We start from the raw sequence: 12,997 nt of genomic DNA on the forward strand, positions 1-12,997 counted from the left end.
CTACAGCAGACCCGCTTCGGTCATCAGCTGCGTGACCTTCTTCGAGTCCAGCTTGGACGGATCGACCGCGGGGGCCTGCAGATCGGCCAGCGGCGGCAGCGCCGGGTTCGCGGCCACTCCGGCGGCGACCGGGTACTCCAGCGACGTGCCGTCGCGCAGCACCTCTTGTCCGGTCTTGCCGACGATGAACGCCAGGAACTTCTGCGCCGCCTCCTGCTTCTTGCTCGCCTTCAGCACGCCGCCGCCGGAAACGCTGACGAAGGCTCCCGGGTCCTGGTTCTTGAAGTAGTGCAGGGCGGTGTCGGCGCTGCTCTCCTTCGTGTTCGCCTGGTCGCGGTACCAGTAGTAGTGGTAGATGACGCCGCCGTCCGGGCTGCCGGAATTGACCGCCTTCATGGTGGCGACGTTGTTCGGGAACGGTGTCGCGTTCTCCTTCATGCCCTTCAGCCAGGCGCGGGTGACGTCCTCACCCTTCAGCGCCAGCAGAGCCGCCACGATGGCCTGGAAGTCGGCGCCGGAGACGCCCGAGCCCCAGCGGCCCTTCCACTGCGGTTGCGCCAGATCCAACAGCGAGGCGGGCAGCTGACCGGGCTGGACCTTGTTCTTGTTGTAGACGAACACCGTCGACCGCGCGGCGACGCCGGTCCACTTGCCGGTGGACGGGCGGAACTGCGCGGGCACCTGCTCCAGGGTCTTGGCGTCCACGTCGGCGAACAGGCCCGCGTTCTCCACCAGCGCCATGGCGGGGGAATTCTCGGTGAGGAAGACGTCGGCGGGCGAGGCAGCGCCCTCGGCGACCAGCTGGTTGCCCAGAGCCGTGTCGCCGCCCTGGCGCAATGTCACCTTGATGCCGGTTTCCTTGGTGAACTCGTCGGCCCACTCTTTGGTGAGCGATTCGTGCTGCGCGTTGTAGACGGTGATCTCGTTCGCGTTGTCGGAGGAATTCGAGCAAGCCGTGCCGCCGATGGCCGTCATGGTGAGGACCAATCCAGCGGCAATCGTCTTCCATCTGACCGGCTTCATCCTCGTCCTTCCGACCGCGTTACCCGTGCATATGTTGAGCCTTACCTAAGGAAGATACCGCGTCCGACATGCGGGAACCCTGGCAGATCTGGGGATTTCTCGCTGACGCTACGTCAGCCCCGAAAAGTCGCGCAGTGCAATGTGATTGCGGTCCGCGCAGGTGCCGAGCGTGTAATCCGGCTGCAGTCCGAAGTACTCGCCGCGGGTGAGCGCGCTCCAGCGCCGGGCGTCCTCGGTGCGGGTCTTGTAGAAATTGACCATGTATCCGCCCTCGTAGAGGCGCAGCAGGCTGTAGCCGCCCGGGTACTCCTTGACCGCGGCGACCTCCAGGAACTCGACCGCGCACGGCGCGTCCGGCCTGGTGCGGCGATTACGGTGGGTGTGGCCGCTGTGTTGCAGGAAGACGCCGGGGCTGCGGGTGTAGAGCGCCTGCAACTCGGCGCTGTCGCGTCCGTCGAGCACGAAGCCGGGTCCGGCGAGGTTGGTCAGTCCGGACTCCGTCGTGACCGGGTGATGGCCGAATACCAGCGTCGGCCGGTCCGGATCGGCGCGCAGGCGTTCGGCGAGGTGATCGAACTGCGGGCGCTCGATGGAGCCGCCCGCGCCGTCGAGTTGGCTGGTGTCCAATCCCAGCACCCGCAGACCGCCGGCCTCGTGTTCGACCATTTCCTGTCGTGCGGAGAAGACATCGGCCCAGCAGTCGCGGTGGGCGGCGGGCACGGGGGCGCAACCGGCGTATTCGCCGCCGACGTGCGGCCGGTCGTGGTTGCCGCGCACGGCCAGGTAGTCGTGGCCGAGCGTGCCCCAGGCATCGAGGCGGGCCCGCACCGTGCGGGTGTCCTGCTCGGAGGCTTCGGCGGTCAGGTCGCCCGCGAGCAGCAAGAGTTCGGCTGCGCGGTCGGGACGACGCAAGTCGTCCAGCATCGCGGTCAGCATCACTTCGGGGTAGGGCGTGAGGCCGGGACCCTGCCGGAAGCCGGGGGGCAGGTCGCCCGCGATCAGCCCGCTGACTTGCTCGCCGTAGTGCACGTCGTTGGACAGTGCCAGCGTGCGCAACCTGCGGCCGGGCGGCGGGACCAGGGTGGTGAACTCGCCGCGCGCTTCCGGCGCGGCCGGGTCGGCGGTGGTGAGCGAAAGCGCCGGTGTGGCGCGCAGGCCCGCGGACCAGGCTTCGAAGCGGTAGGCGCGGCCCGGCTCGAGTCCCGCTATCTCGGCGTAGTGGAAAGGGGTCGGGTGGTCGTCGGCGAAGACCTGGGCCGGTGCGCGCGGCGAGTCGGCGGGACCGATTCGCACCTGGGCGTCGGTCTCGACGGGCAGCAGCCGACCGCTCGGGTCGGGTGCGAGCGTGGTCCAGGTGAGGATCACCGATGTGTCGGTGATCGTCACCACTTCCAGATCCGTCGCGATGGTCGTATTCGGTTGAGCGCGAACCGGTTTCGGTCGACCGGCAAGAGGGAGCAGAGCGGCGAGGCCGAGCGCGCCGAGGACGGTCCTGCGGCTGGGGCCGCAGCAACTCATGCGTGGGTGCATGTGATCAGCGCGTGCCCTCCGGGGAGCAGACCTTCCACTTGCCGTCTTCTTTCTTCAGATGCTCGGTCGTGCTGGTTTCGGTATCGGGCTGCTCGCCCGGCACCGCGACGGTGAGTTTGCCGGTGACCTTCGCGGTCGCGGTGTCCCCGGTGACGACGATGTCGTCGATCCTATCGATGGTGACCGAAACCGAGGTGCTGTCGAATTCCTTCTTCTCGCTCTCGGTCATCGCCTCGAACGCGGCGCGTTCGCGGGCGCACGCCTGTTCGGCCGCCGCGCGGAAGCCGCGCCTGTCGAGAGTCTCGTAGAAGTCGCGGATCGCGAGCTCGATCTTCTTCTCGTCCGAGGCGAGCGGACCTTTGCCCTGCGTGGTCAAGAAGATCCCGGCGATCAGCGCGCCGGCGATCACCAGCACGACTATCACCACCAAGCCGGCGATCAGGCCGGTGTGGCTCTTTCTGGGCTGTGGTGGGTATCCGCCGGGGGCGTAGCCGGGTGGCGGATAACCGGGCCCGGGCGGTGGATAACCCGGTCCGGGTGGTGGGAACGGTTGTCCGGGACCGGGTGGTGGAAAGGGTTGTCCCGGTCCGGGTGGTGGAAAGGGTCGCCCGGGTTCGGGCGGTGAAGGTGGTTGCCCCGGACCGGGTGGTGAAGGGGGTTGCCCCGGACCGGGTGGTGAAGGGGGTTGCCCCGGACCGGGTGGTGAAGGGGGTTGCCCGGGACCGGGCGACGAAGGCGGTTGCCCCGGACCCGGCGGTGAAGGCGGTTGCCCCGGACCGGGTGGCGGGGAGGGTTGCACCGGCTCCGGCGGCGGAAGGGGTTGCTCAGGTTCGGGCGGCGGGGAGCCGGGGGGCGGCTGTTGCGGCTGCGGCGGTCGGTCATCCGGCGGTTGCCCGCCCGGTGGATTAGCCATGTCGTCCTCCGGTCTGCCCCCGGTGCCTGCATCGCTACGGCAAGGGCGTGCCCGGGTGACCGGAAACCAAACCAGACCGGATCGTTCGGTCAGGTGTGGAGCGGCCAGGCGGCGATCGGCTCCCGATCCGGTCCGGCGCTGGTGTCGTCTGCGCGCTGTGTGGGTCTCGGCGGGAGGGTGGTCGGCTTCTGGTGTGGTCCGGTGCTGGTGTTGTGTTCGGGTGTGTGGGTGTCGGCGGGAGGGTGGTCGGCTTCTGGTGTGGTCCGGTGCTGGTGTTGTGTTCGGGTGTGTGGGTGTCGGCGGGAAGGTGATCGGCTCTTGATGCGATCCGGTGCAGGCGTCGCGTCCGGGCTGTCGGCGCGGGTGTCGGCGGAACAGCAATCGGCCCGTGATCCGGGTTCTTGCGCGAGGTCGGCACTCGCGGCGTCAGGCGTCCAATGCGGCGTGCCAGCGTGCGGTGTCGGTGTACTGGTGCAGGCGCGTGATGCGCCCGTCGTCGTCGACCTGCCACAGGTGCACGAACTCCGCTTCGTACTCGCGGCCGGTGGCGCGCGCCGCGCCGCGATAATGCCCGGTCACCACGATGGTGCCGTCGGTTGTCTCTTGCCATGTCTCGTCGTACGGCGCGGTGTCGAAATCTCGCGCGACCGGTCCCCAGATACCCGTCATCGCCGCGATCGGCCCGTGGAAGGCGCCGCCCGCGCCGCACGGCATGCCCGGTGCGGTTCGCGCTTCGAACTCCGGATGCAGCAGCGCCAGGATCGCCGGTCCGTCACCGGTCTGCGTCGCGGCGTAGAAACCGTTGACCACCTCGAACTTCGCGGTCATGTCGCCCTCCTTCTAATATGATCGTTCTAGAATGAACATACTAGAAGCCGAGCGCTGATGGCACTGTGGCCGTCGTCATGCCGCCCGATTCGGGCCGGGGTTGCCTGGTGCTTGCCGCATATGTCCGGCTAACATTCGAACATGGGTTCGATAAGCGATGAAACGCCGCGAACCGAAGGAACGGAACCCGAGCTGGTCTACCCGAACCGGACCGGCCACTACTACCGGACGCTGACCTACCCGCCGCGCCCGGTCTGGGTGCGGCTGGACGCGATCCTGGTCCGCGATCCAGGGACGCCGCGCCATGTGAACGGCGCCGGGGTCATCATGCGCGGCGAGCGACCCGGAACCCTGACGCACTGGTTGCCCACCGTCGACGGCGATTGGATGGGCCGGGTGAACTACAGCATCCAGTTCGCCGACGGACGTCCGGATCTGCAGGTGCGCGACCAGTTGGTTCCCGCCTATGCGCTGCGTCCGCGGGATACCGGACAATCCGGACCGGAATCGGCTCGATCGTCACGCGGGAATGTCGCGCGACCCGAGCCGGGCTCATTGCCGTGAATTTGCCTGCCCTGCTCATATCTGCGTGATCGCCGCCAACCAGGTTTGCTGTCCAGCGCGCCGCGGCCCGAATGGGTTGTCCCGTCGATTGCCGGCCCGGTTGTCGCCGTAAGGGGCCGGTGATACGTTGCCCGGCATGGGATTTCAGTTGCCGCATCCCGAGGTGCTGTGGGCGCGCGTGACCGTCTTGGACGTGATCACCTGCGCAACGCACACCGATCGGGCCGCGAGCGGACAGGAGATCGGGCAGACGGCCAGAGTGGAAGGCGGCCGGCTGATCAACGACGACGGTGAGGGCAATTGGTTCTCGCTGGTCAGATATGCCGGTGACCGCGCGCTGCTATTCGGGAGGGATGAGGACAACGAGGTCGCCGGAACCTCCTACGATCCGCTGGCCGCGGCGCCCGCCTGGGTGCGGTCCGTGGAACCGACCACGAAGCTGCCCGGCGGCGTCCAGGGCCCGGTCAGCTTCGTGCGCTGGTGGGAGTTCGGCCGCTGGCAGCACACGCCGACCGACCTGGACGACGGCCTCGAACTCGGCCTCAGCGCCGCCTCCGACCGGGAGGACTTCACCGGCAGCGTCATGAGCGCCGCCATTCACGCGAAGTGGGTGGAGATGGATTACGAGGCGGGCAAACTCACCGCCCTCACCGTCGACCCCACCGCCCTGCACGCCCTCTGCGACGCCGCCGAGAACGGGGCCGTCACCAAGGCGCACTTCTACTTCCTGCAGCCCGGCTTCACGGCCCCCGCCTTCACATACCTCACCAACGCGGGCGTCCTCACATCCACCGACAAACCCACCGAACCCCTGCCGTAAACGTCGCGCCGCACACGGCACCCAACCATCCGAGAAGGGCTCCCGACTACGGGGGCCTTTTCTTATATGACGGCGGCATTGGCGGCACGCGTCCACGTGTCATGCCACGACTGTCGGTGGGCTGCGTTGCGGGCGGTAGTCACCCAGCTGGTCGCGCAGCGCGAACGCGAGCGGATGTCATTCTGTTCGGCCGAGTGCCGGAACGTCGCGGGCGAGCGGACAACGGCCTGCTGGTCGGGCGTTCACCTCGCGTGTATGTCGATAACCGGTTTCCGCGACGGTTCGAGGGTGGCCAGCAGCGTCCGCATGACGTCGTCGCCGATCGCGACACACCCTGCTGTCGGCCTGCCGACATCGACGTGGACGAAGAACGCGGAGCCCCGCCCCGGCACGACCGGAAAGCGGTTGTAGTCGATGACCAGCGCATAGTCGTACTGCGGTTCGGTTCGCCCGAGATTCTCGCTGAGGGCGGTGTCGAACGGGCATTCACCCTCGGCGCACCGATACTTCTGGTTGTACAGCGGGCTTTCGGTGTCGGACACCCACCACCAGGTATTGGACGGATCGACCGAAAGGTAGGGAAGTTTCGCGCCCACGGCAGGCACCCGGCCGAATCCTTCGGTCAACGGAAAGGTGCCCTCCGGCGTATATGCCGCCCCTTCTCTGGCCTCCCGCGAAATCCCCTCCGCACCAACCCAAGCGGGCACAGCAAGCGTCCGCTCCCACCGGCGGAACCGCCCCCGCTGCCACAGCTCCAACGTCCCCCGGTCGGCCCCCGCCGCCGCACTCACCCAGACGACTTGACTCCCCGGAACCGCATCCACATCGAAGGGCGGCCGCTCTCTACCAGCCACAGCCCACAACACACCCCCCAGCACCACGGCAACGGCCACGAGCCCGCCCACCACAACCCGGCCTCGCCGCCCCCCACTCCCATCCAATCCCATTCACCCTCCTATGTAGACGAGCCACGAGTGGCACACGGCTGCGGCAAATGTCGAGTAGACCTCTCGATGGTGTGCCACTCGTCATCATCATCTCGGGGTTATGGCCTGCCAGTACTGAGTTCTCACCGTGTCCCAGAGGTCGAAGAGTTTCGGGAACCACTCGCGTACCTGGGCCAGGTCGGGGCGGTCCTCTCCTTCACCGAAGTAGATCATGCCGGGGTCGCCGTTGGGGATGTCGATTATCGAGCCGTCCATTCTCATCCGGTAGGCCGGGGCCCCAGTGGCATGGTCGATGAGCGACTCGATCGCGATCCGCGACCCGCGCACGATCCGCCAGAGGACGGTGTGGTCACCAAATGTCGTGCTGTGCAATGGTCATCCCCCCGCGCGAGGAGTCGCCGGTATCGCTCGCGAGCACCCGACGACCGCTGACAGTGATCTGGTATCCACTGCGGCCGACCATTCCGGTGTGAACGACCAGGCCGGCCGCCTCTAGGCGTAGTGCGCGGCCAGTTCGCCTTCCGGACGCATTCGCCGTTCTCACCAGCGAGTCCACGGACAGGATTCCGCGCGGCGCGAGCGCCGCCAGCACGGCGGACTGAGCCTTGCTGAGTCGGGGGTGCGATGCCATGGGGCAGAGGATGTGCGAGAAGCCGATATCCAAGCCCAGCAACGAAATCAGGTCGGCAAACTCGCGCAAACGAGCCTCGGGTGACACCGGGGCTCGTAATCATTGCAGCGGCTAGCATTCGAAGTGCCTGCAATCCCGGTGCTGGAAAGACGGGCGATCGGGTGTCGACCACCGGGAGTTCTCGGCATCCGCGCCCGTACCAGCGTCCTGTCGATTCGAATCAGGTGTGTCCCGCGACCCATTCAGTGGGCGGCGAAGAACTGCCAGATGATCTCCGAAGCATCGAATTGGCGGCTCACCGCGCCGACCAACGCCTTGGGGAGATACTGCTCGCCGCCCGGCCAGGTGTGGCCACCGTTGGTGACCGTGTAGAGGACGACGCCGACATCGTCCGGGCACAGCGCCGTCTCGATCTTTACTGAGGTCCCGTCGTCGCCGCGTGCGGGCAACTCACTGGCGTTCGGCGGTGGACAGTCGTTCTGCCCGCGCCACAGCTGTTGCGTGGCCGCCACCGACAAGACCGGGCCGGTGCCCGTGCGGCCGTTATTGCCCGACGTCACCCGCACGACACCGCCTTCGTACGGGACGATCGGATCGGCGGTGCCATGGATCTCCAGCACCGGAAGTGGATGCGCGAGTGCGCAGTTCGTCTCGTCCGCGGCGGGAAGTGGACCAGCCACCGGCGCGATCGCGGCCAGCTTGGCGCTCAGGTGACACCCCAGATGCTGGGTGAACATGCCCCCGTTGGACATCCCGGTGGCATACACCCGAGCCGGATCGACCTCGTCGGCGGCGACCAGGTGGTCGATCAACGCCGAGACGAACCCGACATCATCGACATCCGCTGCGCCCGCGCGTGTGTCGGCACCCCGGCCGTCGTTCCATGACCTGCCGATCCCCTCGGGGTAGACCGCGATGAATCCATTGGCGTCGGCCAGCCGATCGAAACCGCTCTTGTTCGCCATGTACCCGGCGCTACCGCCACCACCGTGGAAGACCAGAACCGCCGCGAGCCTGCCTTGCGGTGAACCCGCCGGACGGTGGATGAGGTAGTGGCGTTGCGCGCCCGCGTAGTCCAGGACACGGTGCGGATCATCGGGTCCACTGGCACGCGAATGCGCGCAGGCGGCGGTCAGGACCAGGGCCGCGCCGACGACGATGGCGGCCAACGATCTCAGCACGGCTCGATGGTAGGAGCCCCGGCATCGCGAGGCCACCCACTGATGCGGCCGCTGTCCGCACAGTGTCGCTGCGTGGTCGATCGCACCGAGTCGCGGGACGGCGAACGCCCTATCGGTGATCCAAAAGTTTCGGTCGCCAACTGCACAGGGTCTCGTACCTTACGAGCATGAAGTCGATGAACTACACCGAGGCGCGAGCGAACCCCGCCTCGGTTCTCGACAGCGCCACCGAGGATCTGGAAGAAGTGGTGATCACCCGTGCCGGGCGCGAACCGGCCGTGGTGGTCGCCCTGAGCGAATACCGAGCGCTGAAGGAGACCGCGTACCTTCTCGGCAACCCCTTCAACGCGCGACACCTCGAGCGTTCTATCGCGGAACATCGCGGCGCAGTGTCACACCTCGGGTCCTCGCCCACGAGGCCTAGGCCGCCGATGAGAAAGGCCCCTTGACCAGCTGGTCAAGGGGCCTTTGCTCGGTGCCCTCGGCAGGATTCGAACCTGCGGCCTTCTGCTCCGGAGGCAGACGCTCTATCCCCTGAGCTACGAGGGCGGGATAGGACTCGGTCGGGGCCGGGATGGCGGTCCGATCGGGCTGGGTCAGCCTATCGTATCGGCGGCCGTCCGCCAAAAAGGGCGGACGGCGGCGCGGTTTCGGGTCAGGGGAGGGGGGCGGCGCCGCGGGCGGTGAGCATGGTGGTCATCAGGTCGGATTCGCCGCGTTGGGTGGTGGCTATGGTTTCGGCGAGGGTGCGCACCGCCGTGGTGTCGGCGTGCTGGGCGGCGTAGTCGATCATCGACAACCCGCCCTGGTGATGGCGCAGCATGAGCTGCAGGAACATCGTGTCCAGCTTGGGGCTGGTGGCCTGGCGGAGCGCGGCGAGTTCGGCGGGGGTGGCCATGCCGGGCATGGTGGACACCGGCCCGGAGTGGTGTGGCATGTCGGCACCGGAATGATCGTGGCCGCCCATCGGCTCGGTCATCCAGCCCATGAACCCGTCGACGCCCTGCGCGGGCTCGCCCCACAGCTGCAACCAGCCCTGCATGCGTCCGATCTGGCTCTGCTGGGTGGTGAGGATGTCGTAGGCCAGGCGGCGTACCTCGGTGTCGGTGGAGCGAACCAGCAGCACGCCCGCCATTTCGACGGCTTGGGCGTGGTGCGCCGACATGTCCTGACTGAAACCGACATCCACCGGGCCCGGGTCCGGCTCCGTGGAACCGTTCAGCGGAATCCGGGCCAGCACGCCGATCGCGAAGCCGATCAGGATCGCGCCGATGATGCCGAGGATCAGCAGCGCGGTGCGCTGGCGGCGGAACTGTCCGCCGACGCCGGATGCTTCGCGGTCATCGGATCCGTCAGATGCTTCGCGTTCGGATGTGGTAGCTCGGCGATCGCCCGATCCGGCAGGTGCTTCGGGCGAGGAGGACTGGGCGGATGCTTCGCTGTCGGATTCGACGTGTGCTCTTCGATCGCCCGATCTCGAGGATCCGACACTCTCGGGCCTGCTGGCTTCCTCGATACCGGACCCTGCGGCTGTTGCCCGATCGCCGGAGCCGGCGGCTTGGAGATCGCCGGACTTGGTGACTCCGGTGCCGGCGGCCGTCGTCGGTTCGCTGGACCCGGTGGCGCTGCGATCGGCGGATTCGGGAGTGCCGGACCCTGCGGACGCGGCGCGATCCCCGGACCCAGCGGTTTTGCGATTGCCGGATCCGCGCGCCTTGCGACCGTCGGGTCCGATGGCGTCGTGAGTGCCGGACGCGGTGACTTCAGGAGCGCCGGAACCGGCGGATGCTTCGCGCCCCCCGGACTCGACGCCTCCCTGGTCGCCGGCCACTACTGCCCCGCGCCAGGAGCGGGCTGCGCGGGCGCGGGCTGCGCGGGCACCGGAGCGCCGGGCACACCGGGAAGTCCGGGAAGACCCGGCACGCCGGGCACGCCGGGCAGACCACCGGGCATGCCGCCGAGTTCGGTTTGGTCCTGCTGCAAGCCCTTGCCGTCCATCGGCACCGCGTCGGGTCCGGGCGGCGTGGGATCGAACGGCGGCGGGTTGTCGGTGTCGAAGACGATCGTCGAGCAGTCCGCGCCGACCTCGGGATAGGTGTAGTTGTTCAGCCGCAGAGCTGTGATGAACTGGCCGACGCGCTTGTCGTCGGGGCTGTCCAGCTTCAACTGGTGCCCCCAGGACTGCAAGGAGACGGCGGAGTCGAGGCCGGGGTAGGGCGACATCAACGTGTACGGCTTGCCCTCGACCTTCGCCTTCAGCGTCGCGATGCCGTCGGCGTTCACCTTGTCCGGGTTGTAGGTGATCCACACCGCGCCGTGCTCGAGCGAGTGCACCGCGTTCTCCACCCGGATCGGCTTGTTGTAAACCACGCCGGTGCAGGTCGCCCACGACTGGTCGTGCGGGCCGCCGAACGGCGGAGCCTGGTCGTAGGCCACGCGCTGGCTGGAGTTGATGTGCAGCCCGGCGGGGTACTCCTTCTTCACCACGCCCGCGATCCCGTCGGACGGGTCCTTCTTCTGCGCGCTCGGCGTGTACTTCTCCAGGTCGGCCTTCTCCCGGTACTTGGGGACCAGGCTGTAAGCCAGCGCGCCGATCAATGCGATGATTACTACGGCCGCGCCGATGGCCAACCAGGGAACCTGGCGATTCTTCTTCGGAAGCTGTCCTTGCCCGCCCCGCTTGCGGGGAGCCGACAACTTCGCCGCGGCCTTGGCGGCCTTGGCCGATTTGGCGCTGGGACTGCTAGGCATCGCTCAGTGTGCTCTTTCGACGTGGATGGATCCGCTGGCTGCGCAGTGCCCACCCGAGGTGCACACCCGCCAAGACCATAGGATAGAGACTCGTGACTCCAGCTGACCTTGCAGATCTCCTTCGCTCTACCGCGGCGAAGGTGCTTGTCGAACGTGGACTGGACCCTGCGGTCCTGCCCGACGAGGTCACCGTGGAGCGTCCCCGCAACCCCGAACACGGCGACTATGCCACGAATGTCGCGATGCAGGTGGCCAAGCGCGCCGGAACCAAGCCGCGTGATCTGGCCACCTGGCTGGCCGACGCGCTGGCCGCCGCCGACGGCGTCGCCGCCGCCGAGGTCGCCGGGCCCGGCTTCCTGAACATCCGTCTCGCGGCCTCCGCGCAGGGCGCGATCATCGAGCGGGTGCTCGCCGCGGGCGCAGCGTACGGCACCGCCGAGACTCTGAAGGGCACCCGGATCAACCTCGAGTTCGTCTCGGCCAACCCGACCGGTCCCGTGCATCTGGGCGGCACCCGGTGGGCCTCGGTCGGCGACGCGCTGGGCCGCATCCTGGCCGCGCAGGGCGCGGACGTGGTGCGCGAGTACTACTTCAACGACCACGGCGCGCAGATCGATCGGTTCGCCGCCTCCCTGGCGGCGGCCGCCACCGGCGCGCCGACCCCGGAGAACGGGTACGCGGGCGCCTACATCGGCGAGATCGCCGACAAGATCGTGGCCGCCAACCCGGACGTGCTGAGCAAGCCGGAGGCCGAGCGCCTCGAGCTGTTCCGTGCCGAGGGCGTCGAGCTGATGTTCGCGCACATCAGGGAGTCGTTGCACGAATTCGGCACCGATTTCGACGTCTACTTCAACGAGAGCTCGCTGTTCGCCTCCGGCGCGGTCGAGCAGGCCGTGGAGCGGCTGAAGAACTCCGGCGACCTGTACGAGAAGGACGGCGCCTGGTGGATCGCCAGCTCGGAATACGGTGACGACCAGGACCGGGTGGTCATCAAGAGCGACGGCAAGGCCGCCTACATCGCGGGCGACATCGCCTACTTCCAGGACAAGCGGGCCCGTGGCTTCGACCTGTGCATCTACATGCTCGGCGCCGACCACCACGGTTACATCGGCAGGCTGAAGGCCGCCGCGGCCGCGTTCGGCGACGACCCGGCCACGGTCGAGGTGCTGATCGGGCAGATGGTGAACCTGCTGCGTGACGGCGTCGCGGTGAAGATGAGCAAGCGCGCTGGGACCGTGGTCACCCTCGACGACCTGGTCGAGGCGATCGGCGTGGACGCGGCGCGGTACTCGCTGGTGCGTTCGTCGGTGAACTCGAGCATCGACATCGATCTGAACCTGTGGGCCAGTCAGAGCAACGAGAACCCGGTCTACTACGTGCAGTACGCGCACGCGCGGACCGCGTCCATCGCGCGCAACGCCGCCGAGTTCGATTACGACTCCGTCGCCGCCGACCTCGCGCTGCTGTCGGCCGACGAGGAAGGCGAGCTGATCCGCACCCTCGGCGAATACCCGCGCGTGGTGAGCGGTGCGGCGAGCTTGCGCGAACCGCATCGGGTAGCCCGCTACCTGGAGGAACTGGCCGGCGCGTACCACCGTTTCCAGACCAACAAGAACCTGCGCGTCCTGCCGCTCGGCGACGACCCCGTCTCGCCGACGAACGCGGCCAGGCTCGCTCTGGTCAACGCCACGCGCCAGGTCTTGGCCAACGGCTTGGGCCTGCTCGGCGTCAGCGCGCCGGAGCGCATGTGACCGTCCGGTCGACCAGAGCGAGGAAGGAAGCGAAGTTGAGCGAGCGCAGCGAGGTGGA

The 12,997-nt window shown here is 67.9% G+C and carries 14 protein-coding genes and 1 tRNA gene; 4 read left to right on the forward strand and 11 right to left on the reverse strand.

Annotated features, from left to right (window positions below; translation table 11 throughout):
• The 4 genes from ACIHAX_RS26615 to ACIHAX_RS26630 all read right to left on the reverse strand — a co-directional run bounded on the left by ACIHAX_RS26615 (position 1) and on the right by ACIHAX_RS26630 (position 4,294).
• Entirely contained in the window at positions 1–1,023 is a 1,023-nt protein-coding gene (locus ACIHAX_RS26615) for an iron ABC transporter substrate-binding protein (RefSeq protein ID WP_397280185.1), read from the reverse strand.
• A 108-nt stretch (positions 1,024–1,131) separates the two neighbouring features.
• Positions 1,132–2,409: a metallophosphoesterase gene (locus tag ACIHAX_RS26620; protein ID WP_397280187.1), complete on the reverse strand. Its 1,278-nt coding sequence runs from the start codon at positions 2,407–2,409 to the stop codon at positions 1,132–1,134.
• A gap of 148 nt (positions 2,410–2,557) precedes the next feature.
• Positions 2,558–2,968 (reverse strand): hypothetical protein, encoded by a 411-nt coding sequence (locus ACIHAX_RS26625; protein WP_355073670.1) that lies wholly within the window; start codon positions 2,966–2,968, stop codon positions 2,558–2,560.
• A gap of 924 nt (positions 2,969–3,892) precedes the next feature.
• Entirely contained in the window at positions 3,893–4,294 is a 402-nt protein-coding gene (locus ACIHAX_RS26630) for a nuclear transport factor 2 family protein (RefSeq protein WP_364433081.1), read from the reverse strand.
• Between the two features lie 141 nt (positions 4,295–4,435).
• Here ACIHAX_RS26630 and ACIHAX_RS26635 point away from each other — a divergent pair, with 141 nt between their 5' ends.
• Both ACIHAX_RS26635 and ACIHAX_RS26640 read left to right on the forward strand, forming a co-directional pair.
• On the forward strand, positions 4,436–4,858 hold the full coding sequence (locus ACIHAX_RS26635) for a hypothetical protein (RefSeq protein ID WP_355073673.1): 423 nt from the start codon (positions 4,436–4,438) through the stop codon (positions 4,856–4,858).
• A 136-nt stretch (positions 4,859–4,994) separates the two neighbouring features.
• Entirely contained in the window at positions 4,995–5,678 is a 684-nt protein-coding gene (locus ACIHAX_RS26640) for a hypothetical protein (RefSeq protein WP_364433077.1), read from the forward strand.
• 242 nt (positions 5,679–5,920) lie between these two features.
• Here the strand turns inward: ACIHAX_RS26640 and ACIHAX_RS26645 are convergent, their stop codons facing one another.
• The 4 genes from ACIHAX_RS26645 to ACIHAX_RS26660 all read right to left on the reverse strand — a co-directional run bounded on the left by ACIHAX_RS26645 (position 5,921) and on the right by ACIHAX_RS26660 (position 8,437).
• Positions 5,921–6,625, reverse strand: coding sequence for a L,D-transpeptidase (locus tag ACIHAX_RS26645; protein WP_397280190.1), 705 nt, complete (start codon positions 6,623–6,625; stop codon positions 5,921–5,923).
• Between the two features lie 87 nt (positions 6,626–6,712).
• Positions 6,713–6,880: a hypothetical protein gene (locus tag ACIHAX_RS26650; RefSeq protein ID WP_355073678.1), complete on the reverse strand. Its 168-nt coding sequence runs from the start codon at positions 6,878–6,880 to the stop codon at positions 6,713–6,715.
• 94 nt (positions 6,881–6,974) lie between these two features.
• Entirely contained in the window at positions 6,975–7,343 is a 369-nt protein-coding gene (locus ACIHAX_RS26655; RefSeq protein WP_397280192.1) for a hypothetical protein, read from the reverse strand.
• A gap of 155 nt (positions 7,344–7,498) precedes the next feature.
• Positions 7,499–8,437 carry an alpha/beta hydrolase family esterase gene (locus tag ACIHAX_RS26660; RefSeq protein WP_397280194.1) on the reverse strand — a complete coding sequence of 313 codons (939 nt, stop codon included), beginning with the start codon at positions 8,435–8,437 and terminating at the stop codon, positions 7,499–7,501.
• A 167-nt stretch (positions 8,438–8,604) separates the two neighbouring features.
• Here ACIHAX_RS26660 and ACIHAX_RS26665 point away from each other — a divergent pair, with 167 nt between their 5' ends.
• Positions 8,605–8,886, forward strand: coding sequence for a type II toxin-antitoxin system prevent-host-death family antitoxin (locus tag ACIHAX_RS26665; RefSeq protein ID WP_364433062.1), 282 nt, complete (start codon positions 8,605–8,607; stop codon positions 8,884–8,886).
• Between the two features lie 27 nt (positions 8,887–8,913).
• Here ACIHAX_RS26665 and ACIHAX_RS26670 read toward each other — a convergent pair.
• The 3 genes from ACIHAX_RS26670 to ACIHAX_RS26680 all read right to left on the reverse strand — a co-directional run bounded on the left by ACIHAX_RS26670 (position 8,914) and on the right by ACIHAX_RS26680 (position 11,188).
• Positions 8,914–8,986: transfer RNA gene (locus ACIHAX_RS26670), tRNA-Arg, on the reverse strand.
• A 106-nt stretch (positions 8,987–9,092) separates the two neighbouring features.
• The gene (locus ACIHAX_RS26675; RefSeq protein ID WP_397280215.1) at positions 9,093–9,728 is read right to left on the reverse strand and encodes a DUF305 domain-containing protein; all 636 of its coding nucleotides are present in this window, start codon (positions 9,726–9,728) and stop codon (positions 9,093–9,095) included.
• A gap of 539 nt (positions 9,729–10,267) precedes the next feature.
• Entirely contained in the window at positions 10,268–11,188 is a 921-nt protein-coding gene (locus tag ACIHAX_RS26680) for a DUF3105 domain-containing protein (RefSeq protein ID WP_397280197.1), read from the reverse strand.
• A gap of 92 nt (positions 11,189–11,280) precedes the next feature.
• On the opposite strand from ACIHAX_RS26680, the gene argS reads away from it, so the two are divergent.
• On the forward strand, positions 11,281–12,939 hold the full coding sequence (gene argS, locus ACIHAX_RS26685) for an arginine--tRNA ligase (RefSeq protein WP_397280199.1): 1,659 nt from the start codon (positions 11,281–11,283) through the stop codon (positions 12,937–12,939).
• The last annotated feature ends 58 nt before the right edge of the window (positions 12,940–12,997 follow it).

It is taken from the genome of Nocardia sp. NPDC051929, assembly GCF_044548645.1.
Lineage (GTDB): Bacteria > Actinomycetota > Actinomycetes > Mycobacteriales > Mycobacteriaceae > Nocardia > Nocardia sichangensis.